At 42.5% G+C, this 24,253-nt stretch carries 31 protein-coding genes; 10 read left to right on the top strand and 21 right to left on the bottom strand.

Annotated elements, in window-relative coordinates:
• Positions 1–40: 40 nt before the first annotated feature.
• Positions 41–1,309 carry a threonine ammonia-lyase IlvA gene (gene ilvA / locus AC4CV5_RS14900; protein WP_490923108.1) on the bottom strand — a complete coding sequence of 423 codons (1,269 nt, stop codon included), beginning with the start codon at positions 1,307–1,309 and terminating at the stop codon, positions 41–43.
• A 247-nt stretch (positions 1,310–1,556) separates the two neighbouring features.
• Between ilvA and AC4CV5_RS14895 the strand changes: the two genes are divergently transcribed.
• Positions 1,557–2,558, top strand: coding sequence for a sigma 54-interacting transcriptional regulator (locus AC4CV5_RS14895; RefSeq protein ID WP_490923107.1), 1,002 nt, complete (start codon positions 1,557–1,559; stop codon positions 2,556–2,558).
• Between the two features lie 20 nt (positions 2,559–2,578).
• Positions 2,579–3,220: a PAQR family membrane homeostasis protein TrhA gene (trhA, locus tag AC4CV5_RS14890; RefSeq protein WP_326221754.1), complete on the top strand. Its 642-nt coding sequence runs from the start codon at positions 2,579–2,581 to the stop codon at positions 3,218–3,220.
• Between the two features lie 32 nt (positions 3,221–3,252).
• On the opposite strand, the gene AC4CV5_RS14885 is transcribed toward trhA, so the two are convergent.
• From AC4CV5_RS14885 to AC4CV5_RS14835, 11 genes are all read right to left on the bottom strand, one after another.
• Positions 3,253–3,873: a lysophospholipid acyltransferase family protein gene (locus AC4CV5_RS14885; protein WP_166851574.1), complete on the bottom strand. Its 621-nt coding sequence runs from the start codon at positions 3,871–3,873 to the stop codon at positions 3,253–3,255.
• Positions 3,874–4,380 (bottom strand): dihydrofolate reductase DfrA, encoded by a 507-nt coding sequence (dfrA, locus tag AC4CV5_RS14880; RefSeq protein WP_490923106.1) that lies wholly within the window; start codon positions 4,378–4,380, stop codon positions 3,874–3,876.
• Positions 4,377–5,171, bottom strand: a complete 795-nt coding sequence (locus AC4CV5_RS14875) for a thymidylate synthase (RefSeq protein ID WP_166851570.1) — start codon at positions 5,169–5,171, stop codon at positions 4,377–4,379. The genes dfrA and AC4CV5_RS14875 overlap by 4 nt, the downstream gene beginning before the upstream one ends.
• An 83-nt stretch (positions 5,172–5,254) precedes the next feature.
• Entirely contained in the window at positions 5,255–5,788 is a 534-nt protein-coding gene (locus AC4CV5_RS14870; RefSeq protein WP_490923105.1) for a phosphatidylglycerophosphatase A family protein, read from the bottom strand.
• A gap of 17 nt (positions 5,789–5,805) precedes the next feature.
• Positions 5,806–6,420: a YpjP family protein gene (locus AC4CV5_RS14865; protein WP_222143031.1), complete on the bottom strand. Its 615-nt coding sequence runs from the start codon at positions 6,418–6,420 to the stop codon at positions 5,806–5,808.
• A gap of 259 nt (positions 6,421–6,679) precedes the next feature.
• Complete coding sequence (locus AC4CV5_RS14860; protein ID WP_248601950.1) at positions 6,680–7,465, bottom strand: class I SAM-dependent methyltransferase; 786 nt, start codon at positions 7,463–7,465, stop codon at positions 6,680–6,682.
• Between the two features lie 41 nt (positions 7,466–7,506).
• Positions 7,507–7,941, bottom strand: coding sequence for a bacilliredoxin BrxA (gene brxA, locus AC4CV5_RS14855; RefSeq protein ID WP_166851562.1), 435 nt, complete (start codon positions 7,939–7,941; stop codon positions 7,507–7,509).
• A gap of 106 nt (positions 7,942–8,047) precedes the next feature.
• Positions 8,048–9,724: a dihydroxy-acid dehydratase gene (gene ilvD, locus AC4CV5_RS14850; protein ID WP_166851550.1), complete on the bottom strand. Its 1,677-nt coding sequence runs from the start codon at positions 9,722–9,724 to the stop codon at positions 8,048–8,050.
• Positions 9,725–10,013: 289 nt separating this feature from the next.
• Positions 10,014–11,147, bottom strand: coding sequence for a conserved virulence factor C family protein (locus AC4CV5_RS14845; RefSeq protein WP_490923104.1), 1,134 nt, complete (start codon positions 11,145–11,147; stop codon positions 10,014–10,016).
• A 59-nt stretch (positions 11,148–11,206) separates the two neighbouring features.
• Positions 11,207–11,824, bottom strand: a complete 618-nt coding sequence (locus AC4CV5_RS14840) for an HD domain-containing protein (protein ID WP_490923103.1) — start codon at positions 11,822–11,824, stop codon at positions 11,207–11,209.
• A 13-nt stretch (positions 11,825–11,837) separates the two neighbouring features.
• Positions 11,838–12,320 (bottom strand): glutathione peroxidase, encoded by a 483-nt coding sequence (locus AC4CV5_RS14835; RefSeq protein WP_166851545.1) that lies wholly within the window; start codon positions 12,318–12,320, stop codon positions 11,838–11,840.
• Positions 12,321–12,675: 355 nt separating this feature from the next.
• On the opposite strand from AC4CV5_RS14835, the gene metA reads away from it, so the two are divergent.
• The 4 genes from metA to cspD all read left to right on the top strand — a co-directional run bounded on the left by metA (position 12,676) and on the right by cspD (position 15,405).
• A complete protein-coding gene (metA, locus tag AC4CV5_RS14830; RefSeq protein WP_373923237.1) occupies positions 12,676–13,581 on the top strand; it encodes a homoserine O-acetyltransferase MetA in 906 nt (301 codons plus the stop codon).
• Between the two features lie 229 nt (positions 13,582–13,810).
• Positions 13,811–14,959, top strand: coding sequence for a diglucosyl diacylglycerol synthase (locus AC4CV5_RS14825; protein ID WP_166851542.1), 1,149 nt, complete (start codon positions 13,811–13,813; stop codon positions 14,957–14,959).
• Between the two features lie 80 nt (positions 14,960–15,039).
• The gene (locus tag AC4CV5_RS14820; protein ID WP_166851540.1) at positions 15,040–15,189 is read left to right on the top strand and encodes a hypothetical protein; all 150 of its coding nucleotides are present in this window, start codon (positions 15,040–15,042) and stop codon (positions 15,187–15,189) included.
• Positions 15,190–15,204: 15 nt separating this feature from the next.
• Positions 15,205–15,405 (top strand): cold-shock protein CspD, encoded by a 201-nt coding sequence (gene cspD / locus AC4CV5_RS14815; RefSeq protein WP_003230776.1) that lies wholly within the window; start codon positions 15,205–15,207, stop codon positions 15,403–15,405.
• Positions 15,406–15,456: 51 nt separating this feature from the next.
• Here cspD and degR read toward each other — a convergent pair whose 3' ends face one another.
• Positions 15,457–15,639 (bottom strand): transcriptional regulator DegR, encoded by a 183-nt coding sequence (gene degR, locus AC4CV5_RS14810; RefSeq protein ID WP_003218247.1) that lies wholly within the window; start codon positions 15,637–15,639, stop codon positions 15,457–15,459.
• A gap of 153 nt (positions 15,640–15,792) precedes the next feature.
• On the opposite strand from degR, the gene AC4CV5_RS14805 reads away from it, so the two are divergent.
• The gene (locus AC4CV5_RS14805; protein ID WP_166851538.1) at positions 15,793–16,062 is read left to right on the top strand and encodes a DUF2564 family protein; all 270 of its coding nucleotides are present in this window, start codon (positions 15,793–15,795) and stop codon (positions 16,060–16,062) included.
• Positions 16,063–16,090: 28 nt separating this feature from the next.
• Here AC4CV5_RS14805 and AC4CV5_RS14800 read toward each other — a convergent pair whose 3' ends face one another.
• Positions 16,091–16,273 carry a zinc-finger domain-containing protein gene (locus AC4CV5_RS14800; RefSeq protein ID WP_004397944.1) on the bottom strand — a complete coding sequence of 61 codons (183 nt, stop codon included), beginning with the start codon at positions 16,271–16,273 and terminating at the stop codon, positions 16,091–16,093.
• On the bottom strand, positions 16,266–16,946 hold the full coding sequence (locus AC4CV5_RS14795; protein ID WP_166854645.1) for a ribonuclease H family protein: 681 nt from the start codon (positions 16,944–16,946) through the stop codon (positions 16,266–16,268). Before AC4CV5_RS14795 ends, AC4CV5_RS14800 begins: the two co-directional genes overlap by 8 nt.
• 82 nt (positions 16,947–17,028) lie before the next feature.
• Here AC4CV5_RS14795 and AC4CV5_RS14790 point away from each other — a divergent pair, with 82 nt between their 5' ends.
• The 3 genes from AC4CV5_RS14790 to sspL are packed head-to-tail and all read left to right on the top strand — an operon-like array spanning position 17,029 to position 18,285.
• Positions 17,029–17,718: a queuosine precursor transporter gene (locus AC4CV5_RS14790; RefSeq protein WP_166851534.1), complete on the top strand. Its 690-nt coding sequence runs from the start codon at positions 17,029–17,031 to the stop codon at positions 17,716–17,718.
• Positions 17,718–18,116, top strand: a complete 399-nt coding sequence (locus AC4CV5_RS14785; RefSeq protein WP_166851531.1) for a reverse transcriptase-like protein — start codon at positions 17,718–17,720, stop codon at positions 18,114–18,116. Before AC4CV5_RS14790 ends, AC4CV5_RS14785 begins: the two co-directional genes overlap by 1 nt.
• Positions 18,117–18,156: 40 nt before the next feature.
• Positions 18,157–18,285, top strand: a complete 129-nt coding sequence (gene sspL / locus AC4CV5_RS14780; protein WP_003218255.1) for a small, acid-soluble spore protein L — start codon at positions 18,157–18,159, stop codon at positions 18,283–18,285.
• A gap of 7 nt (positions 18,286–18,292) precedes the next feature.
• Here sspL and exnP read toward each other — a convergent pair whose 3' ends face one another.
• The 6 genes from exnP to bpsB form a co-directional block, all read right to left on the bottom strand.
• The gene (gene exnP / locus AC4CV5_RS14775) at positions 18,293–19,186 is read right to left on the bottom strand and encodes a 5'-3' exonuclease ExnP (RefSeq protein WP_166851528.1); all 894 of its coding nucleotides are present in this window, start codon (positions 19,184–19,186) and stop codon (positions 18,293–18,295) included.
• Between the two features lie 99 nt (positions 19,187–19,285).
• On the bottom strand, positions 19,286–19,432 hold the full coding sequence (locus tag AC4CV5_RS14770; protein ID WP_003230761.1) for a hypothetical protein: 147 nt from the start codon (positions 19,430–19,432) through the stop codon (positions 19,286–19,288).
• Between the two features lie 74 nt (positions 19,433–19,506).
• The gene (locus tag AC4CV5_RS14765) at positions 19,507–19,764 is read right to left on the bottom strand and encodes a YpbS family protein (protein ID WP_166851525.1); all 258 of its coding nucleotides are present in this window, start codon (positions 19,762–19,764) and stop codon (positions 19,507–19,509) included.
• Positions 19,765–19,828: 64 nt separating this feature from the next.
• Positions 19,829–23,410, bottom strand: coding sequence for a dynamin GTPase (gene dynA / locus AC4CV5_RS14760; protein ID WP_490923097.1), 3,582 nt, complete (start codon positions 23,408–23,410; stop codon positions 19,829–19,831).
• A 173-nt stretch (positions 23,411–23,583) separates the two neighbouring features.
• Complete coding sequence (gene fbpC, locus AC4CV5_RS14755) at positions 23,584–23,673, bottom strand: Fur-regulated basic protein FbpC (RefSeq protein WP_109491777.1); 90 nt, start codon at positions 23,671–23,673, stop codon at positions 23,584–23,586.
• A 70-nt stretch (positions 23,674–23,743) separates the two neighbouring features.
• Entirely contained in the window at positions 23,744–24,250 is a 507-nt protein-coding gene (gene bpsB / locus AC4CV5_RS14750) for an alkylpyrone methyltransferase (RefSeq protein WP_166851519.1), read from the bottom strand.
• Positions 24,251–24,253: the final 3 nt, after the last annotated feature.

Genomic DNA, 24,253 nt, shown 5'->3' with positions numbered 1-24,253 from the left:
AGCCGGGCTGTCTGTCATTTTACGCGGTTGTGTTAAAAAATTAGATTAGCAAATGGAACAAGTCCTCATCCTTATTCACTTCTACATAGTGAAACGGTTTTCTGTTCATCCGTTCAATCAGCGGCCCATAGTCGGCTTTGTTCTGCAGCTCGATGCCGACAAGAGCAGGTCCGTTGCTTTTATTATTTTTCTTCGTATATTCGAATCTTGTAATGTCATCATTAGGCCCGAGGACTTCGTCAAGAAATTCGCGGAGCGCTCCCGCTCTTTGCGGAAAATTGACGATAAAATAATGCTGAAGTCCTTCAAAGATCAAGGATCGCTCCTTCATTTCCTGCATCCTTCCGATATCGTTATTGCCCCCGCTGACCACACAAACCACATTTTTTCCTTTAATTTCATTCTTGTACAAATCAAGTGCTGCAACAGAAAGAGCTCCAGCCGGTTCAGCAACAATCGCACATTCGTTATATAATTCAAGAATGGATGTACATACTTTCCCTTCAGGCACAAGGAGAATGTCATCAACGACAGATTCCAGCGTTTGGAAAGTTTCCTCCCCAATTTTTTTAACAGCTGCTCCATCTACAAACTTATCAATTTTATCAAGTGTAACGACATGCCCAGCTTTGTTTGATTCAAAGTAGGATGCCGCTCCCTCTGGCTCAACAGCAATTACCTTTGTATCAGGAGACACGTTTTTCAAATATGTACCTACTCCTGAGAGAAGGCCGCCTCCTCCGACACTTGCAAAAAGAAAATGCGGTTCTGTATCAATATCGTTTAAAATCTCGACCGCCAATGTTCCTTGTCCCGCCATCACATCCGGATCATCGAACGGATGGATAAACGTCCGGGATTCCTCCTCACAGCATTCAACTGCGCTTTTATACGCATCGTCAAACGTATCACCTGTCAAAATAATATCGATAAATCCTTTACCGAATAGTTCAACTTGAGATACTTTTTGTCTCGGTGTTGTAGACGGCATAAAAATTTTCCCGTGAATGCCAAGATGTTTACACGAGAACGCCACCCCTTGAGCGTGGTTTCCGGCACTTGCACACACAACTCCGTTTTCAGTCTGCTCGCTGGAAAGTTGTTTGATTTTATGATAAGCCCCTCTGAGCTTAAAAGATCTGACAACTTGCAAGTCTTCACGTTTCAAATAAATATTGCATTCATATCTCTCAGAAAGTCTGTCATTCCTTTGCAAAGGTGTGTGAATTACAACGTCCTTCACGTTTTGGTGAGCCTTCAAAATGTCTTTCACTTGGATGAGAGAGTTTTCTTTAAGCAACGGTTTCATGTACAGATTCCTTTCTTGTTTTAAATCCCTATTTAATATGCCATTATAACACGAATATTCAAAAAATAAGACAATTATTTATATTTAATAATTAAAAAAATACAGACAACATTCACTACATCTTGGCGTAACACCTGCTTCACCAGTATCCTGGGGGCCTAAGAAAAAAGATGATCGTAAATAAGAGGTGTTTTCAGCCAAAAAGCATGATATAATAAAACCAATTAGAACCAAAAGGAGCCAATTGATGAATACCGCACCAATAATTAAACCTAAACCATTTCAACATCTAATCGGAGAACATCAAACATTCCTGGAAGCGAAACGAATCGCCAAGCAGTTCTCACTATCTGAGCATCCTGTCCTGATAACAGGAAAAATCGGCACAGGAAAAGATCATTTTGCACAAGCCATACACCAGAGATCTTCGAGATACAGCGAGCCCTTTATTAGCGTCAATTGCAGTACCCATTCGGAAGAAAGCCTTATGCGTGAGCTTTTTGGCCCTAATGGACACTCAGGCGCGTTTCAAAAAACGGCTCGAGGAACCCTTTTTCTTGATGAAGTATGGCACATGCCTCCTTCTGTACAAGCTCAGCTGCTAAAAGCGCTTGATTCAGACACGGAGAAACCGCGAATCATCTGTGCTTCTGCAAGCGGAAGCGCGGAACATACATTCAGGCAAGACTTATTTTACAGGCTGAATATTTTAACGCTCACACTGCCGGAATTGTCTGAACGAAAAAGCGATATACCGCTTTTGACACAGTATTTTCTCTCAAATTCCGGTCAGCAATTGTTAATTGATCCCTCAGTCTTTCCGCTGCTTGAGCAGCACACATTTGAAGGAAATGTCAGGGAATTAAAAAACGCCACAGATTATATGGCGGCAGTCTCAAACGGGGGAACGATTCATCCATATGACGTGCCTCCATATATAAGAGGCGCAATAGACGGAAAAGCATCGAAGAAAAAAGCAAAGCTGCTGACTTTAATGGAAAAAGCCGAGTTTTTGTTTATTTTGGAAACAATAAAAGCGTTAAACGAAAAAGGAGAACCTGCCAGCAGAAGAATCATTTCTGAACATAGCAAAAACAGCCAAACCTCGTTAACTCCGCAGCAGGTCAGAAGCCGTCTCGATTATCTGGAGAAAAAAGATTATGTCACAAAAAGCCGTGGACGCGCCGGCACTAAAATTACTTTAGAGGGCTTGACCTTTTTAGAAACGCTAAAAAATCAAATGATCTAGCGATCGAAAGGAGAATGCACTTGTTTACAATCAAAGAAGAGATCGCCAATGCGATTACACACGGCATTGGTGTCCTCTTATCCATACCGGCATTAGTGTTTTTGATCATATTTGCGGCTCATTACGGGTCCGCATGGGACATTGTCAGCTTTTCAATATTCGGTGTCTCTATGCTGCTGTTATATTTAAGCTCAACACTGCTTCACAGCATCACACATAAAAAGACGAAGGATATTTTGGAGATTATTGATCATAGCGCCATTTATGTACTAATCGCCGGGACCTATACGCCTTTTTTGCTTGGGCCGCTGAAAGGCACACTCGGCTTCACCCTGCTGGTTATCGTATGGTCTCTTGCCCTAGGCGGAATCGTTTTTAAAATTTTCTTCGTGAAACGCTTTATCCTATTATCAACCTTAGTGTATTTGATTATGGGGTGGCTGATGATTATCGCAGTTAAACCTTTATATGCTTCGCTGAGCGGAGCGGGATTCAGCCTTCTTTTTCTCGGCGGCATTTTATACTCTGTCGGAACCATTTTTTACATTTGGAAAAAGATCCCCTTCCATCATGCCATTTGGCATAGCTTTGTATTAGGCGGAAGCGCTGCGATGTTTTTCTGTGTGCTGTTTTATTGTGTGAAGGTGCCTTTCATTTCGTAACAGAAAAGCGCAGTCTTTAAGACTGCGCTTTTTCATGCTCGTAATTGTTTTTCATTTGCAGGTATATAAGCTTTTGAAAAGGACAATTCAATGTCTGCTGGTTTTAAACGTTTAAAGAACGATCCCTTTTGCAGGTCATCTGTTCCTTTCGTTTCCACCATCACCAACGGAAGATGATAGCGGACCGCAAGCTCTACAGGATCTATAGAACCATCTAATGAAAGAATCAGGCTTTGTCCTTTTTCCAGCTGGATCGTCACATCTTCATATACCTTTTCTGAATCCCCGTCTGAAATCACATCCATCCGATCTAGCCATTGCCCGATAAAAGGCAAGCGAAATACTTTTGATTTGGCAATAAAGCCGGCCGGTTCCTCAATATATCCAGCAATTAAAGCCAGTTCAGCCAAACGCAAACGGGGATGCACATACAAAACAGGACCGCTCGGTATCGGCTCAGGCTGATGGATCGTTATAACTGAACCGGTGATGCCGATACAGCCTTCGAAAAATGCCTTTGGCTGCTTGTAGACAAGCGTCATCTGTTTTTTGTATGACAGACGGGGGTCAAGCATCCTTTGATTAAATAATTGTTTCATATTTTTTAACAGCATATACACAATATAAACCACTAGCAAGCTGTAGCGAACCAATTAAAATCCTCCCGCTTCAGAAGAATTCTTTTTTTCATACATCAGAAAATCGTAATCGTACTGGTTTTTTTCGTCCTTGATCCCCCGCTTAGAAGAAACCAGCTTCCAATTGGTTTCATCAAATTCAGGGAAGTGGCGGTCACCCTCAAACTCGTGATGAATTTTCGTCATATACAATCTGTCCGCATAAGGGAACAGCGCTGTGTAGAGCTGAGCCCCTCCGATCACAAAGCATTCCTCAGAGCCTGAACAAATGTCCAAAACATCCTTTACCGAACTGATAACCGTGCATCCCGGAAATTTTGAAGCCGGCGCTGATGTAACGACAATATTTTTCCGGTTTGGAAGCGGACGTCCAATTGATTCAAATGTTTTCCGGCCCATAATGATTGAATGGCCCGATGTTACTTTTTTAAAGTACGCTAGATCATTGGGCAAATGCCACGGCAAATCATTGTCCTTGCCGATCAGCCTGTTGGCATCCATCGCAAAAATGAACGAAATCATACGCTGACCGCTCCTTTTATATGAGGATGCGGATCATAATCCTTGATGATAAAGTCTTCAAATGCAAAGTTGAAAATAGAATCAACCTCTCTGGCGAAACGAAGCTTCGGCAGCGGACGAACATCTCTTTTCAGCTGCAAATTGACCTGTTCAATATGATTTTGATAAATATGAACATCGCCAAATGTATGAATAAACTCGCCCGGTTCAAGCCCAGTCACATGAGCAATCATCATGGTTAACAAGGCATAAGAAGCAATATTAAACGGCACACCGAGGAAAACATCAGCAGAGCGCTGATATAACTGACAGGACAGCTTGCCGTCAGACACATAGAATTGGAACAGGCAATGGCACGGCGGCAACGCCATTTTATCAATTTCACCAACATTCCATGCACTGACGATTAAGCGCCTGGAGTTTGGATTTGTCTTAATTTCTTCAATAAGACGGGAAATTTGATCAACGGTTTCTCCGTCAGCTCCCCGCCAAGAACGCCATTGGGAACCGTATACAGGTCCGAGTTCACCGTTTTCATCAGCCCACTCATTCCAGATCCGCACTCCGTTTTCCTGCAGATAGCGCACATTGGTATCCCCTTTTAAAAACCAAAGCAGCTCATGCGCAATTGATTTAAAGTGGAGTTTTTTTGTGGTCAGCATCGGAAAGCCTTCTTGTAAATTAAATCTCATTTGATAACCGAAGGTGCTGATTGTTCCGGTCCCTGTCCGGTCTCCTTTTTTTTCGCCATGCTCTAAGACATGTCTGCATAAATCCTTATACTGTTTCATTTTTTTCATCCTTTAAAAGTAGTCTTCTAGTAGTGTAACACAATAAAAAATCACTTCTGAACCCAGAAATGATTTTTTTATAGTCAGCTAATGACAGGCTTTTCATCCTGTTCTTTTTCTTCATCTTGCAGATCCTGATGCGTATGGGCAATCCTGCTCGCCGCTGCTGCTGCAAGGGCTGCCACAATATCATCTAAAAAGGTATGAATACCGTCCGGACTTTCATCGAGTTCCTTAATAATACCAATCTTCTCTTTATCCAAATAACCAAAGTTGGTCAAGCCGATCGATCCGTACACATTAACGATTGAAAGAGGGATAATTTCATCTATGCCGTAAAGCGGTTCATCCGTTTCAACAAGGTGCTGCAGCGGCTCCGGAAGAAGTTTCTGTTCAGCGAGCTGATCAAGTGCAAGGCCTGTTAAAACAGCATGAATAATTTCACGTTTGTTCATCACTTTTTCTACATTCTCCATGCATACACTGAGCGGCAGATTTGGATTGTATTTTTCCTGAAGTTTTTGAACAATCTGCGCAATATCTTCTATCATAACGCCCCGTTTATTTAGCATATCTTTTGTTATATCGACCATTTCATTCATTGTGTACTTTTTCATGTCTAATGGCATCTCCTTTACGCACTCATCCAGTTGGGAGGCGTGTTGCGGTCCCAGTAAATGCTCCCAAGCTCATGATGTGATTGAAATCCATCCTCTGCTGTATGATAGTGAAAATTAAACCAGTAGCCATCGTGAGGCGGGTGGTCTCTTCGCACGTGAAATCTGAGAAGATCTTCTCCAGTCGTCCGATTGTAAACGTTGAAAATTTTTTCCGTTTTGCCCGCTGAAGGCATGCTTGAAATCACAACATCTTGATATGCCTCATCATCTTGCAATGTTGCTAAATAATCACTAATCACGTTTTCAATTTGCGGCAGGATCTCTTTCCGATAGTCATCCTCAATGACCGGAGCGATTTTGCTGCCGAATTTCAAAAAGGACTGATCCTCAGCACTGTCAAGGAGCTGTTCCTTGTACGATTGAAAAAGCAGATCAGGGTCTTGCCTGTCTTCCGACTCAGCATCATCGTACAGGTCATGCTCATCATAAAAAGCGGTGTAATCATTCTGCTCAAGACTGCTCGGCTGTCCGGAGGGCTTGTCCGCCATAAGAGCAGCCGGAGGAGATACGAGCCCGAACGTTACGATGGTAAATAAAACTACAAGAGTCTTCCTCATCCACAATTTCATGACTGCTTATTCCTCTCTATTTTATTGTCATGTTTCTCTTATTTTAGCACACCCGAAACATGCAAGTCATGTATGATATGAAACTGATATGCAAATTAGGAGATTCGTTGCTTTGCGGTTTGTGTAAAAACGCTTACAATATTCTGTGAAAGGAGGCCTTCCGCATGATTGACGCTTTGTTTGCCACAGTTTCACTCTTAACATTGTTATACTTTGTCGTCATGGAAGTCACCGATTAACAGAAAGCCCGTGATAGCAATCACGGGCTTGTTTTGCTTGCGGCTTGAATAACGCCATAATGGAATAATGCTGTTTTTCTTTTCATGACGGTAAAACCAAACTGTTCAAATCGCGGGCTCTTCCAGTGGTCTTTTAGCACAACACTTTTTCTGGCAGCGCGCACCGCTTCTTTGATATACCCTTCGTGCAAAACGGAATCCTCTGCCAAATCCCGTAAAGGCGCGATACCGTCAGACGTCTCTACAGGCTCATGAAACATTGGATCAAAATAAACCACATCAACAGAGTTGTCAGGAAGCTGCTTGATGTATTCAAAGCTATCCCCATTCTTCACGTGGATTCTTCTCATTGCAGCTTGAAGCTCTTCTATGCCCGTTTCCCATGATTGCAGTCCCATCCTCACCAGAACGGAAACAAGATGGCTTTTTTCAATCCCAATCACAGAACCCGTATCGCCTACTGCCATACTTGCGATAATGGCATCCGAACCCAGCCCGAGTGTGCAATCTAAAAACGTATCCCCTTCCGATAAACCAGCTGCCTGAAGCATCGGCTCCTGTTCACCTCGTATGAAGCGTTTGGCTCTGAACATCGCTGTATTCGGGTGAAAAAAGAATTTGGCACCTTGTTTCGTATAAAGCTCAAACCGCTCTTTGCCGACCACAAGCACATCACGTTCAGCTGACTTCAGCAGGTTTTCAACCGTTTGTTTATTTCGGCTGCAATATGGCATATTCAGCTCTTTAGAAAGCTTCTTTGCGGTTTTTATGGTGTGTTCAGACGGTCTATAGCTTGTTGTTATCATCTTCTGTACTCCCAAAAAGAAAATGCCCGGAAAACGGGCATTTAGCAGTGTGCATCAAAGGCTGCGGTCAAATTTTTCATAATCTCTTCCATATCGTGTCCCTCAATTTCATGACGTGGAATAAAATGTACGACTTCTTTGCCTTTCAATAGAGCCATTGACGGTGAAGAAGGCTCCTGACCAGTAAAATACTCACGCATTTTTGCAGTAGCTTCTTTATCTTGGCCTGCAAATACAGTCACCGTATTGTCAGGTGTTTTGTCATTCTGGAGGACTGCCTGTGTTGCCGCAGGACGCGCTAGGCCAGCTGCACAGCCGCACACAGAGTTAACGACTACAAGAGTTGTGCCCTCTGCCTTTTCCATAAAGTTTTCTACTTCTTCCGCTGTTGTTAATTCATCAAAACCTGCTCCAGTCAGCTCGCGGCGCATCGGTACGACAAGCTGGCGCATATATTCTTCATAAGCCATTGACATAATAAAAGCCCCCTCTAGTATCCTTCATCTGAAGTAAAGGATACTATAGAGGGGACCGGATTTCAAATGTTCACGCCTTAAAATAGGAGAAAGAGTTCCCCGCTGCCTAGATTTTCATGATACCGCCAGTGTTGGCGCTTGTCACAAGTTTAGAATAACGTGCCAAGTAGCCGGTTTTCACTTTTGGTTCAAAACCTTTCCAGTTCGCTTTCCGTTTTTCCCATTCTTCCTCTGGCACTTGTACATCCAAGATACGTTTTTCAATATCAACAATGATATGGTCTCCGTTTTCAACAAAGGCTAGCGGCCCTCCCTCTGCGGCCTCTGGTGATACGTGGCCGATTGAGAGTCCTCGGGAGGCTCCGGAAAAACGTCCATCAGTAATCAATGCTACTTTTGGTCCTAGTCCCATTCCAACGATTTGAGAAGTAGGCGCAAGCATTTCCGGCATGCCAGGTCCGCCTTTTGGCCCTTCGTATCGAATGATGACAACGTCGCCTTCTTTTACTTTCCGGTTGATAATGCCGTCAAGCGCCTCATCCTGAGAATCAAATACAACAGCCGGCCCTTCGTGTCTCGTGATTCCGTTTTGTACGCCGCCTGTTTTAATGATAGCGCCATCCGGAGCCAGACTACCGAATAAAACAGCGAGACCTCCCTTTTCAGTGAATGGTTGATCCAGCGGATGGATGACGTCATAGTCCTTTACTTCATGTCCGGCAATGGTTTCTCCAAGTGTTTTTCCTGTAACAGTCAGCGCGTCCAAATGGAGCGCTCCTTCTTTCTTGGAAAGCTCATTCAGCGCCGCTGACACGCCGCCCGCTTCATGAAGATCTTCAATAAACACATCTGATGCAGGCGCCAGCTTAGCCAAGTGCGGCACGCGTTCAGCGACTTCGTTAATGCGTTCTAAAGAATATTCAACGCCGGCTTCGTTTGCAAGGGCAAGCGTATGAAGAACGGTATTTGTTGAACCGCCGAGCGCCATATCGAGTGCAAACGCGTTATCAATCGCTTTTACAGTGACGATATCACGCGGTTTGATATCTTTGCGAATGGTTTCCATTAATTGCGCAGCCGACTTTCTGACAAACTCTTTGCGTTCCGGTGCTGTCGCAAGAATGGTTCCGTTACCTGGCAAAGCAAGTCCAAGTGCCTCAGACAGGCAGTTCATTGAGTTTGCCGTAAACATGCCGGAGCAAGATCCGCATGTTGGGCATCCGAACTGCTCTAGTTCTTGAAGTTCGTTTTCGTTAATTTTTCCTGCTTGGTAAGCGCCTACCCCTTCGAATACTGAGGAAAGGGAGATTTTTCGCCCGTCACTAGTTCTTCCTGCCGCCATCGGCCCGCCGCTGACAAAAATCGTAGGAATGTTAATGCGCATTGCCGCCATAAGCATTCCCGGCGTGATTTTGTCACAGTTCGGAATACAGACCATTCCGTCAAACCAGTGTGCGGATACAACCGTTTCCACAGAGTCAGCAATGATTTCACGGCTCGGCAGCGAATATCTCATGCCGATATGCCCCATCGCGATGCCGTCATCTACTCCGATGGTATTAAATTCAAACGGTACGCCCCCAGCTTCTCTGATTGCTTCTTTTACGATTTTCCCAAACTCCTGCAAGTGAACATGACCGGGAACGATATCAATGTATGAATTACAAACCGCAATAAACGGCTTGCCGAAATCTTCTTCTTTTACACCTGCTGCACGAAGCAAACTGCGGTGCGGAGCTCTATCGATTCCTTGTGTGATCATGTTACTGCGTAATTCTGCCATGGTGATCCCCCTAAATTCTTTCAATTGTTAGACTGGATTTTATTTTAACAATTTTCAGTTTATTTGTGGGCTGTTTTTGCTAAAAGATAAAATTCAGGCCGCCCTCGCCTTGATTGTTTCCTTCATGTTTTTATATTTATATAGCTTTCTGTCGATGTGAACCCTCCAACTATTAATATTGTTACTTACTATAAATAGTTTTCGGATATTTTTCAACAATATTCGAAATAATTTTTATAAAAAGTGAATTCACATAAAAAAGGTGCATGATCTGCACCCTTTTTATTCTTTATTCACCTTTTTTTCTGCTCTCCGTCATTTGTTTCCACACAGAGCCTTTTGCTTCTTCCCCATGCTCAATACGTTCTAGCGCCATTTTCACTTGAAGGCTGACCTCAAATTCGGGGTCGTCTTCGGCAGCACGCAAAGCTTCAATTGCACTTTCATCGCCGACTTCGTACAGGAACATAGCCGCACGCCAGCGGACAAGCTTGCTGGAGTCGCTTAACGACTTGATCATAGCAGGAATGGCTTGAGGGTCCCCGATATCAGACAGGCAGTCTCCAGCCGTTCTTCTGACTGAGACTGCTTTGTCCTCAAGTGCTTTATACAATAGAGGAAGAACACCTGGTGTTTCAATCATTCCTAAGTACACAACAGCCTGTCTTCTGATGGACACCTTGGGATCATCCAATGCCTTCTGTAAAACCGGGATATCCTCCTCTTTCGGATCCATCTGTTCCAGATGTGCATAACGCTTTTTCCAGTCCTCATCATCCAGCATGTCAAGCGTTACTTTATATGCTTTGCGCTGTACAGCTTGTTTTGCTTCTCCCTTTCCTTGAGCGGCTGCTTCTGTCAGCCGTTTCAGCCGTTCATCACTGTATGCGGCCTGAAGCTCTTCTGTCACGTCATGACCGATTTCATTGAAGTCGCCGAATCTGACACCTTGTTCTTTCCAGACCCGCTCAAACACAACATTTGAAGCTTCAGATCTGAGTTTTAAGATCGCCTGCTGAAAGCGTTCAGGTAAGCCGAAGCGCTCTTCCCGCTCCCCATCCGTCAACTTGACCTGCATAGGAATGCCGCTGAACATTTGCACAAAAACTTTCACCTCTCCAAAAGACTCTTGATCAGAGCGGTTTTCTTCTTTGCTTTCAGCACTTTCCATCCCAAATGCAGTGCGGACTTGCGGTAAAATGTCTTTCCAGTCGTATCTTGCGTTCCGTTCAACAGCAAGAAAATCAGCGACGTGATATACCCCTTTTACCCCTTCTATTTTAAGGATTTCCGCTATAACAGGCGGTGCGCCTTCTGCTTGATCCGGTTTATAGTTATTGCTTTTGCCCGCCGGAAGCTCTTCTGTTAAGATGACCTTCATTGTATTCGGGCTTGGCGTAGGTTCAATTGATTTTATCTTCATGATCGTCCTCCTATAGCATATCTGTGACTTATTCTATCATAGTCGCTTCAAGCCTTCTATTACGATGTTTTGGCATCAATCCCGGGTATGTCTTTTTCTAATTGGCGGACAAACTGAAGCATAAAATCGTGCCTTTCTTCTGCCAGTTCCCGTGCGGTGTCTGTATTCATCATACCTTTCAGCCGCAGCAGCTTTTGAAAAAAATGAGCGTAGGCGCTTTGATCATCTCCATAAAGGCCATGCCCTTTTGCGCCCGCAAACATGAAAGCTCTCGCAATGCCGACAGCACCGATCGCATCAAGCCTGTCAGCATCCTGTACGACTTTTCCCTCAGTTGAGAGCGGCTCCTCCTCAAGCTTTCCCCTGTCCCGAAAGGACATCCTTGTGATAATGTGAATCACTCTGTCAGCATCCTTTTTCCCAATTCCGAAAGAAACGAGCTGATCATATACTTCGCTCACAGAAAGCCTGACCGCATCAGGGAGTTTGATATCAATTAAATCATGAACCAACGCTGCTGTTTCAATAATGAACAAATCCGCGTTTTCCTTTTCTCCAATATACAAAGCAAGATCCGCAACTCTTGATATATGAAACCAATCATGTCCAGAACTTTCGCCAGTTAGGACAGATTGAACCCATGTCCTGATTTGTTCTGCCTGCTTCAATTCCTTCATAAAAACACCCTTTTTATTGCCCTAATAGTTTTACGATAACATCTTCCAGCTCTTTCGGATTTGTATTTGGTGAATAGCGGCCAACGATTTCTCCGTTTCTGTCCACTATAAACTTCGTGAAATTCCACTTGATCGCCTTAGTTCCCAGCATCCCTTTCGCATGCTCTGTCAAATACACAAACAGCGGGTGGGCGTTTTTCCCGTTTACTTCCACTTTTGAAAACATAGGAAACGTAACACCGTAATTTGTTTCACAAAAATCCTTTATGCCTGCCTCGTCACCAGGCTCTTGGTTCATAAATTGATTGCAGGGGAACCCTAATATCTCCAGGCCTTCCTGCTGATATGTATCATATAACTCCTGAAGCTGCTTCAATTGGGGAGTAAAGCCGCATTTACTCGCTGTATTCACGATCATCAATATCTTTCCGGCAAAAGGCTGAAGTGTCATGTCTTTCCCTGTTATTGTACGTACCTTCATATCATATATAGACATGTAAGTCCCTCCTATGTCCCTGCTGCTGATTATTTTACCTTTTTTATAGCTCAATTCAAAATGCAAACATCATTTATCAGAACTCTTAAGAAATGAATCAAATAAGCTGTGAGCATCTGCTCATTATAAATTCATGCGGCTCATTTTTTATCTTATCATTCTATAAAATAATACAATTCCCTTCTGAGATACATCATGAAAAATCATTTTACTGTGAAACCAAAAGGTGTATCTATGCGTTTTATTTAAAGAGTTTTCTGTTGTTTCCCCTTCAACACTTATAGATAGATTGAAAATTGGCGTGAAAATTCCTATAATGAAGAAAATCAAACGGGGAAATGATGGAGGTGGCACGTTGCCTATTAATATACCAACACACCTGCCGGCAAAACAGGTGCTTGAGAGTGAACATATATTTGTAATGGATGAAAGTAGAGCATTTCATCAGGATATCCGGCCGCAAAAAATTATCATATTGAATTTGATGCCGAAAAAAATCCAAACAGAGACCCAGCTTCTCAGATTGCTTGGAAATTCGCCTTTACAGGTTCATTTTACATTTTTGATCCCAAGCACACATACGCCGAAAAATACTGCAAGAGAACACCTTGACGAATTTTACACGACTTTTTCCAATATCCGTCACAAGAAGTTTGACGGTATGATTATCACCGGTGCGCCGATCGAGCATTTGGCGTTTGAAGATGTTTCATATTGGGAAGAGCTCAAAGAGATCATGGAGTGGAGCAAAACAAATGTCACTTCAACCTTGCATATTTGCTGGGGCGCTCAAGCAGGTTTGTATTACCATTACGGTGTAGAAAAAATTCAAACGCCGAAAAAAATCTTCGGTGTGTTCGAACATACAGTTCTTTCAAAACACGAGAGATTGGTCAGAGGTTTTGACGAGCTATACTACGTGCCGCATTCCCGGCATACAGATATAAATATGGAGCAGCTTCAAGCAGTGCCCGAGTTAAATATTCTTACCGCATCTAAGGAAGCTGGGGTTTGCTTAATTGTGTCTAAAGACGAAAAACAAGTCTTTTTAACAGGGCACCCCGAATATGATACAAATACGCTTCTTCAAGAGTATGAAAGAGATCTGGAACGAAACCTTTCTACTGTCGAGGCGCCTAAACATTATTTTGCAGAAGACAGCAATGAGCCGGTGAATCGCTGGAAAGCGCATGCGACATTATTGTTTATGAACTGGCTGAATTATTACGTTTACCAAGAAACTCCTTATGAATGGGACTAATTTTTCTTTTTTTAGTGATACGCTGAGCAAAAAATATGATAAAATACATCTGATTCAGTCTGCGTATAACAAAATTTTAAAATACTGGAATCAAATCTTTTAAAATTAGCTTAATTTTTTCACTGCATTAATAATTCGATTATGTATTTGTGTTATGTTTATGTATAGACAATAACTCCTTACGATGCATGAAGCTTGCTTGTTGTTGATTACATTGAGGTGAATTTACTTGAATACCAATAAAAGAGTATTAATTTTGACTGCAAATTACGGAAATGGACATGTGCAGGTAGCCAAAACGCTTTATGAGCAATGTGTACGTCTCGGCTTTCAGCATGTAACAGTTTCTAATTTGTACCAAGAGTCAAATCCGATTGTTTCAGAGGTAACTCAGTACCTTTATTTAAAAAGCTTCTCAATCGGGAAACAGTTTTATCGTTTGTTTTATTACGGAGTTGACAAAATCTATAATAAACGTAAATTCAATATTTACTTTAAAATGGGTAATAAACGATTGGGCGAACTTGTCGAGGAACATCAGCCCGATATTATTATTAATACATTTCCGATGATCGTCGTGCCGGAATACAGACGCCGAACAGGAAGAGTCATCCCTACCTTCAACGTTATGACTGATTTTTGCCTTCATAAAATTTGGGTTCACGAAAACGTGGATAAATATTATGTGGCGACAGATTATGTGAAGGAAAAACTGTTGGAGATCGGCACTCATCCAAGCAATGTGAAAATCACCGGGATTCCAATCAGGCCGCAATTTGAAGAATCCATGCCAGTGGAGCCGATATATAAAAAATACAATCTTTCACCAAACAAAAAAGTGCTTCTGATCATGGCTGGCGCCCACGGAGTATTAAAGAATGTAAAAGAGCTGTGCGAAAACCTTGTCAAAGATGACCATGTGCAAGTGGTTGTCGTATGCGGAAAAAACACGGCTTTAAAAGAATCTTTAAGTGCGCTTGAAGCAGAAAACGGTGACAAATTAAAAGTTCTTGGCTATGTGGAGCGCATTGATGAGCTGTTCCGGATCACAGATTGCATGATTACAAAACCTGGAGGCATTACTTTGACGGAAGCGACTGCCATCGGTGTGCCTGTCATTCTGTACAAACCAGTGCCTGGCCAGGAAAAAGAAAATGCAAACTTCTTTGAAGATCGGGGAGCTGCCATCGTCGTGAACCGTCATGAAGAGATTCTCGAGTCAGTCACTTCCCTTCTCGCAGATGAAGATACGTTACAGCGCATGAAGAAAAACATTAAGGACCTTCATTTAGCAAACTCATCTGAAGTGATTCTAGAGGATATCCTGAAGGAATCAGAAATGATGACAGCCAAACAAAAAGCCAAAGCGCTATCTTAATGTTGTTTTGGAGAGCACATGAAATTCGTGTGCTCTTTTTATTTATATTCAATTTTTTATAAAAGCGGTTACATTTTTTTGTGAAACTTGCCCTTCTTTTGAAAAATAAGCAGTTTCACAACTTGACGGGTGCTCCCAGATGGTGTATAGTTGAACCATCATTTAACAATGAATCAACGTTGTTAAATGGTGACAAAATTTTTTTTAGCACACGGGTGCTACAGTACTAGGAGGAATTAAGCAATATGCAAAACGGTAAAGTAAAATGGTTCAACAACGAAAAAGGATTCGGCTTCATTGAAGTTGAAGGCGGAGACGATGTATTTGTTCACTTCACAGCTATCGAAGGAGATGGATACAAATCATTAGAAGAAGGACAAGAAGTTTCTTTTGAAATTGTCGAAGGTAATCGTGGACCTCAAGCTTCTAATGTTGTAAAACTCTAAACTCAGTACATGATGATGAGATGACAAATAGAGGAGAGGCATTTGCCTCTCCTATTTGATTTTCATCTGGATCTCAATCGCCAAAATATTTTGCTTGCACCTCTGTTCAATCTCTTCAACATGTTTTTCCATTGACGGCTTCCCTTTTTTCGCGATATCCGCCAGTTCTTCTAAATCACTGTATATTTCTATAAATGTTTTGTGAAGGATCGACTTTAAGTCTTTATCATCCATAGCTGCTCCCCTTCTCTGCCAAGATACCTCAAATAGTAAAACAGTCCTATTTTTTCTGGTTCAATAGTTATATCGGCTTATTTTCATTTTATTTTCTATTTTGGTACATATATTTTAAAAAAACTCTGCAAAATAATTGCGGAGGTGTTTTTTGTGACTTCAGAATTTCATGATGAGGATCAAACTGGCTTTACGGATAAGCGGCAGCTGGAACTAGCGGTGGAAACAGCGCAGAAAACGACAGGAGCTGCGACGAGAGGCCAAAGCACAACATTAGTCGATTCCGCATACCAAGCCATTGACGATGCAAGAGAACTGTCACAAACTGAAGAGCTGGCAGCTCTCGATGATCCTGAATTTGTACAGCAGCAACAGCAGCTGCTGGATGACAGCCAGCACCAGCTTGATGAATTCAAAGAATAAAAACCGCAGCTTCTGCGGTTTTTATTCTTTAGTGGTTGGTTAAGACATCTCCATATGCTTTCAGCTTTTCACCAACCGTACATTTATTAATACAAAATGAATGCGCATAGGTTTTGCCAAATTCTTTGCGAAACTGCTTCTTAATAAAACAGTCCTTGCAATATTCATCGTGCAGTTCTGTCAGTTCTTTAAAAATCATTTTCTTATCCAATTTCGTCATCTCCGTTACGGTCTAATTTCGTGTGGCTTTCTACGAATTGATGAGATAGAATTTTTTTAGCGAGGCCGTCAGCTTCCTGGTTGTCTTTCCGCTGTATGGTTTCGTAGGTTGGAGTAAGCTTCAGCGATTCAAGGAGTGCCTCTATTTTGTCCAGCCATTCATTATGAGACGGATCATAGCAAGGCCAGCTGCCGTCAAGCTGATTCAGCACAACAAGTGAGTCCCCTTTGATCGTAATTGAATTTCTGCTTGCCCCAAGCTCTCTTACTTCTCTTATTGCTTCATAAAGCGCCGCGTATTCAGCTTCATTATTGGTTTTCAGCCGGAAGCTTTTATTTTTTCTCAAGCGATGCCGGATTCCTCCCAATGAATAATAAACGACGATTCCGAGTCCGGCCAGTTCGCTCTCCTTATCGAAACTGCCGTCAAAGTAAACAGTAATGTCATCAGGCTCTTGAGCAAGCTCCTCTGTCAGCTTTTCCAATTCCTTCAGCGACCAGCTGCCGCCTTTCTCGTCTTCGAACTCGAGTTCTTTCATGTATGGAAAACGGCCAAGTTCTCTGGCGAGCATACGTGCTTGCTGAGCAGTCAGCCAGTCTTCGCCCAAAAATGAGACGGATCCCGTCCCTTTTGCTTCTATTTTCATATGCGGTCTGAGCTTCATTACGATCACCTTACCATTCATTAGTTGCCGGGCTTGTGCTATAATCAAACCAATCTTACCCCGGAAAGGAAGCTTTTTCATTTTGTTTAATAATTCGTTTTGGATCATTTTTGCGATCATTCATTTTATCATTGTTCTTTTATTTTATAAAGGATTTGGCAAAATGGGACTATTTGTTTGGATCGGTTTTGCGACAGTCTGCGCCAACCTTCAAGTCGTCAAAACAGTCGAACTGTTTGGCTTAACAGCAACACTCGGAAATGTGATGTACGGCACAATCTTTTTTGCGACAGATGTGCTGAATGAAAAATACGGACCGGCTGAAGCCAAAAAAGCGGTATGGCTCGGATTCTCAACACTCCTGACGCTGACATTTGTCATGCAGGGCGTGCTGCTTTTCGAACCGGCTTCCAGCGACATATCACAAACAGCGCTGGAAACGATTTTCGGATTCCTTCCACGCGTCGCGCTAGGAAGTCTGCTTGCCTTTATCTTCAGCCAAACGCTGGATGTTTATGTATATTCGGCAATTAGAAGGATATTTCCTTCTGATCGGCTTTTATGGCTCAGAAATGGCGGCAGTACAGCTGTCAGCCAGCTGTTTGATACATTTATATTTACTGGAGTCGCTTTTTTCGGCATTTATCCTGCAGGCGTTTGGCTTCATATTTTTATTTCTACATATTTGATTAAGTTTGCGGTATCTTTGATTTCATTGCCTTATGCCTATGCAGCAAAAAAAATGATACCGAATGACGAAAGGGGTTCATAATGCCTACAGAAATATATGTAGACGGCGCAAGTGCCGGTAATCCCGGGCCTTCCGGTATCGGCATTTTTATCAAACATGAAGGAAAAGCAGAATCTTTCTCTATTCCAATCGGAATGCATACAAACCAGGAAGCGGAATTTATTGCGTTAATTGAAGGGATGAAGCTATGTGCAAAGCGCGGGTATCAATCTGTTTCCTTTCGAACCGATTCAGATATTGTGGAACGGGCCGCTGAGTTTGAAATGGTTAAAAATAAAACGTTTCACCCGTATGTGGAAGAAATCATCCGATTAAAAGCGGCCTTCCCTCTTTTTTTCATCAAATGGATACCGGGCAAGCAAAACCAAAAAGCCGACCATCTGGCAAAAGAAGCAGTTCGGCTGAATGATAAGAATTAAATCTCGATCAATGGTCATCCTAATGACGAGGTGAACAAACATGAAAAAGAAAGATAAAGGCCGGCTGACCGGCGGTGTGACTCCGCAAGGCGACCTGGAAGGCAATACACATAACGACCCTAAAACAGAGCTTGAGGAAAGAGCCAAAAAAAGCAACACAAAACGCTAGAGAAGATCTACACGATCTCTCTAGCGTTCAGTTTTTCGAGCATACGCTCAATTCCTTTGATTTGGTGGCGGCGAAGCATGTCAGCCGCCTGCTCCATTTTCAGGGTAAATAGAGCGTCTTTTAATGTGCAGACCAGCGGCACGGAGCAATGAATTTCCGCAAGCTTCCTCGACATCTCCAAATCGCTCAAACCTTGCTGAATTTTCCCCTGCTGTCCCTTCGGAAGAAGAGAAAGATTTTCTAATAACCGGTCAATCGTTTCGTATTCACGAATCAGTTTGTAGGCTGTTTTTTCTCCAATTCCTTTGACACCAGGATAGTTATCACTGGAATCACCCATAAGCGCTTTAATATCTATTAAAGCCTTCGGCAGGACGCCTGTTTCTTCATAAAAAGTCTCTGTTGTATAGACTTTATAATTTCCAATTCCTTTTTGGAGCAGAGCCACGCTTACTTTATCCGTTAACAGCTGAAGTAAATCTCTGTCCCCTGTTACAATCGTAATGTCAGCTTCATTCGCAAACAAAGCGGCAAGGGTTCCGATACAATCATCCGCCTCATACCCGGCAAAGCCGATATTCATGATACCAAGCTCATCAGCCGCTTCCTTTGCCAAATCAAACTGCGGGATCAGCTCCACAGGCGGTGCGCTGCGGTTCGCCTTATAATCTTGGAACAGGTCATTTCGGTACGTTTTGCTTCCCATGTCCCAGCAGCAGACGACGTGTGTCGGCTGGAATGTTTCAACAGCTGTGATCAAATGCTTTAAAAATCCGTTGACGCCGTTCGTCGGCACCCCGCTGTCATTTATCATAAAGTTACGATGCACGGCCGTGGCAAAAAAAGCCCGGAATAAAAGAGCCATGCCGTCAACTAGCAATAGTTTATTATTATTATTCATAAGTTAACTCCCTTTTCTTTCATTCTTTCTATTTTACCATAAAGCAGCCGAAAAATAAAAAACAGCATCTCTTCGATTAGAGATACTGTTTTAATAACATCAGTCGTTGTGTCTTTTGTTGCTGGCGATCAGCTTTTCAGCTTCGCGTCCTGCGTAAGAGTCAAAATGGGTTTGAAATCCGTTTTTCTTTTTGGCATTGTTATTCGCCTGTGCATTTCTGTTTCCCAGTTTTGTTCTGCCCAACATGAATCCCCCCTTACGTCGGATACATATAGTATATGCTTCCGGCAGGAGATTCACTCGCGACAGGATCATCCAGCTTACATACGGCTTACGTATTCTTTGACCATTTCTTTTGATACAAGGCGTCTTGTCGGGACGATGCCTTTTTTGGCGAGCTGATTGATCTGCTCGGTAATTTCATTAATTGCATCCGTAGTAAAAGGCTCATCGTTTTTGCATTTTGAAACCGCTTCTTCAATGGCCATTTCACGCATGTTTTCAAGACGCATAAATGCTTTGATATGCTCGTGCTGTTTTGATGAATGTGCTGAAATTGCTTTATGTACCTCTGACATGAATCGTTCATCTCGCTTTTTTCTATTTAGTCTATCACGACTTGAAATACAAGCCAACTGAATTTTACGTTTTTATTGTATTGTCTGATCTTTGCCAGGAGATACATGCTTGATATGCCTTTTCAACCTCTTTCGCATGATCCCCTTCCCCATATCCTCCTATATACGTATCTTTTTGATCCTTTATTTGTTCTATTGCTTTTTCAGCCATATCCTCCTGTAAACGCCTGAGATGATCTGTGTAATGAGAGATAAGGCTTTCTTCTTCATTTTTTACCCAAGCCTCTGTGATTTTCGTGAGTTTCATCCGTACAGCTTCGATGAAGGCCGTTTTTCCTTTCTGTTCAAAAAACTGCTTCGGTGATTTGATCTCTTTTTGTTCCTGCTCAAAGGCACGTTCATCTAATTCAGGTTCAACTTCCTTAAGCTGTATGCCGTTCGAAGGCTGCTCACCTGCATAAATGGAAAAATAACCATCCTCATTTAATGTTTTTTGAAAGCTTTCCAGCCACTCTTCGGCAATATGTCGCTCGATGAAACCGCTCATGCGAACATCAAGCGTTTTGATTTCCTGAACATATTCAAACTGATATTCATGTAAGGCGGTTGTCATCGCATTGCCGACGTTCTTTTTCCATTCCCCGTTCTGAAGGCCGGGATGAAATGCCGATTTTAATAAATCATTTGCAAAGAAGGATAATCGCTGTGTAATGTGATAAAGCTGTTCTTTTGTGTCTTTTTTTACTTTCTCAATGATGATTTCTGAGTTCCGCCGCTTCTCGATCTCAGCTGCTGTCCGCTCAAATGACAGCATAATGCGCTGTTTCTCCGCTTCCTTTTCTTCCTTAGACTGATGCTGGGATTGGTGAAGCTGGAAAACCGTTTCGCATAGTTTGTCTGCTTCCGAACTGAGCTGTGCAGCTGACGCTTTTTTTACATCCACATTTATAAACCGGTCTAAGTGTTTTCTTACTTTCGTGAACTGGTTATAAAATGATTCCGGTTTTCTCAGCAGTTCCTCCTTACTAGATACGGTAAAGATCTGCGGATCATGGATCCCTTCTTTTACAAGCTCTGCGCTGACATAATCGCTCACTGTTTCGAGCTCTGTCTTATCTTTCGCAAGGTCCGCTGCATTAATGACGAAAAACATTTTATCCATGCTGAGTGATTCTTTTACAAGCCCGAGCTTTCGCAAAAATGAACGGTCACCTTTCGAAAAGGAATGCTGGTAATAGGTCATATAAAAAAACGCGTCGGCATCTTTAATATATTGGTATGCCAGCTCTGTATGCCGTTTATTCATACTGCTCGCACCAGGCGTATCAACGATTGTAATCCCTTTTTCAGTAAGTTGACATGCATAATAGACTGTTACCTCTTTCACAGCGCAGGCTGTTGACTCTTCTGCCACATACGGTTTTAATTCAGACAGCGGAATCGTTAACTTCTTTTGTTCCTGTATATATTGCTTATACTTTTCGTATGCAAACAGAAAGTTGCTGATCAATTTGATGTGTTCTTCCTGCAGCCGGCTTTTTTTGACTGCCTTTTTCCACTTCTCTGTGAAAGAACGGCCTGCTGGTTCTTTTTGTATTCCGGTGAGCTGCATAATGTCAGCCGTTATGTCTTCCTCCGTCTTAAATACCACATCCGCTGTTTTGTTGATGTTGCCATTGGTTGGTTTTGTGATTTTGTTAATTGTGGCTGTGGTTGGCGTTGGCGAGGACGGCAGCACCCTTTCACCGACAAGCGCATTGGCAAATGATGATTTCCCCGAGCTGAAGCCTCCAAAAAGAGCAAGTGTAAATTTCCGTTCCTCTAGCCTTTTAATCCTTTCCCGAAAGGCTGAAGTTTGCTTTGACAACATGCTGTATTCACCTAAAAGGTCAGACAAAGTGTGAAAGCGTTCGATCTGGTCTTGAAGCGGCAGTTCTTGCTCCATTTTGTTTTCTGGTTTCTGCATCATCTGCTGCGTCTGCTGGCCTTGGCTTCGTTTCTGTTCCGGAGCCGCTACTGTTTTTTTCTTCATTTTAAACCAGTCGGTGTCTATGTGCATTGGGCATGCGGACTCCTCTTCCCAAACAGCCCATATGCGATCAGCTTTCTCGCGGGCATTATTCTCTAAACGGGCCTGTTCTTGGAGAAGGGCGAGTTTTTCTGTTTCCTGTATGAGCCGGCCATTGATCGTTTGCAAGTCTTTGGAAACACACGCTTTCACCATCTCGGTAAGCACCTTTATGATATCTGCCGCTTTCCTTTTCGCCTCTTTGCGGATGAGCTCTGCCAAGTCTTTTGTATATTGCAATACATATTCTGAGGAAAAAGCTGCACCATGCTTGACTGCGTGCTCAATGATGTCAATTTCAAGCGGAGTGTGATAGGCCTGAATCAGCTTTTCACTTTCAGCTGTATGAATATCAAAAGCCTTGGCGAGTTTATGGAACGTGTCTATTATGTGCCAATCTGCTTCGGCCTCTGTTCGTTTTTTCACATCAGAGAAAAAAGCATTCTTTCTTCTATCTCTTTCCTGTGCAGTTTTTGCTTTAGAAAAGAAAAAACCGGTTTTAAAAGAAGGCTCTCGCGATTCTAGGAATGCAGATGCCAGCTCACGCATTTCAAAGGGCGTCAGGTTGGCGTTTTTTAAAATGCGATTGATTTCTTCCTGCATCCTGTTTTCTGCCTTTGTCGCTTGTTTCGCCGCCTCATCCAATTGATCACGCAGCGATTGGACCCGTTCAGTTTGTGTGTCAAGCTGTTCAGCGAAGCTTGGACCATCTGTTTCGTCTTTCAAAAGCATTTCCGTATGTTCCTTCAGCAGATTGCGGACTTTTTGTTTTGTTAAAGCCTGCATATTGCTTTTTGATTGCTGTTCTATTCTTTTTAATTCTTCTCTCAAGATCTCAAGCTGATTAAACGGGTGGTTCGGCTCTGTCACTGACGTAAAATAGAGAGCTCCCTTTGAAATGCCTTCATTGCAAAGCATCTCCTCTACCTGTGCTTTATAGTCTTTAAAGTGTGTCTCCGTCTCATCGTGGCGGTCAATTTGATTGACGATAAAATACACATTCGGAATGCTTTCTTTTATCGATCTGAGGAACTTTACATTTTCCTCTGAGTGCACATGATTATAGTGAACGACGTAAAACAGCGCATCCGCCTGATGGAGGATAGACGCCGCCGATAGAAAATGGGCATCATCTGTTGAATCAATCCCAGGGGTATCAATATACGCAACCCCTGAATCGATCTCAGTATACCGGTCAAAAATTTCAATGCTTTCAATTTGCTCTCCATCTTTACAATATTGCTGCACCTTGTCTTTCTGATAAGCCCCCTCCAGCTCAGCGCATGCTCCGTCTGTTGTATGGAGCCGAACATGCTTTTCCCCGTTTCTGATCACAACAAGGTTAGCACTTGTTGGGATCGGGCTTGTCGGCAATATATTCTCCATTAACAGGCAGTTCAGCAGTGATGATTTTCCCGCTGAATAATGCCCGGTAAACGCGATATAAACCTCTTCATCTGCCGCTTTTTTCATGACTGCAGCCAGTTTAGCAGCTCTTTGTTCATCTTGATTCTCGATCAACCGCTTATAAAGTTCCCCTGTTTTGTGTAAAAGCTCTTCTCTGTTATGTTCTGTCATAAATCTGAACCCCTTTGTGCCGTTTCAATTGTGAATCTTTTTCGAAAGATCTGAATACATTCTCTTTCATTTTACACAAGAATGATCCAAATTTCTTTAAGATAATAGAAAAAAGCCGCCATATGGCAGCCTTTATAAAAGAAAATCTGCAACTTTGACAAGTTCCAGATTGATTAAACAGATTTATTTGAAATTCCTTTTAATACAAAACCAATTAGTATACTATATGTACAAACCGCCCCAAGCAAAAATAGCATTGTCATTTGCTTCACCATCCTGATTGAGAATCTTTTTCAAATTCATTTTAACATGGGTGAGAATGATTTTCAATCTCTATTTTATACTGTATTCCTCTAATGCCTTGTCTTCTGTACGTATCCTGACAGTTAACAACACGGCATTGACAATGGAAAACAGACACATGGTGACGTAGGCTTGATACAGCAGCGGAATCAATAAGATTTCTAATATAACAACGGTATAGTTTGGATGCTTTATCCATTTATAAGGGCCTTTTTTTACAAGCTCTGCCCCTGGAACGACAAGAATTTTCGTATTCCAATATGCTCCTAAGGAACAAAGTGCCCAATACCGTACTGCTTGCACGCATAAAATAGCAGCAGCGATACCAATCCACCAGCTTGACGGCTGTTTGTTCATCAGCAGCACTTCCGCAATTAAAGACAAGAAAAAAAGGATATGCATGATGATGATATACGGATAGTGGCTCTCGCCGAATTCAATCGCCCCTTGTTTCTTTACTTTTTGTTCGTTTTGTCTGGCTACTGCCATTTCAGCCACTCTTTGAGTAATGAGAATGACGATCAAAAACCAAAACATGAA

It is taken from the genome of Bacillus sp. NS1, assembly GCF_058248265.1.
The sequence above is the reverse complement of the archived record's forward strand: the minus strand, read 5'-3'. Positions and strand labels throughout refer to the sequence as shown.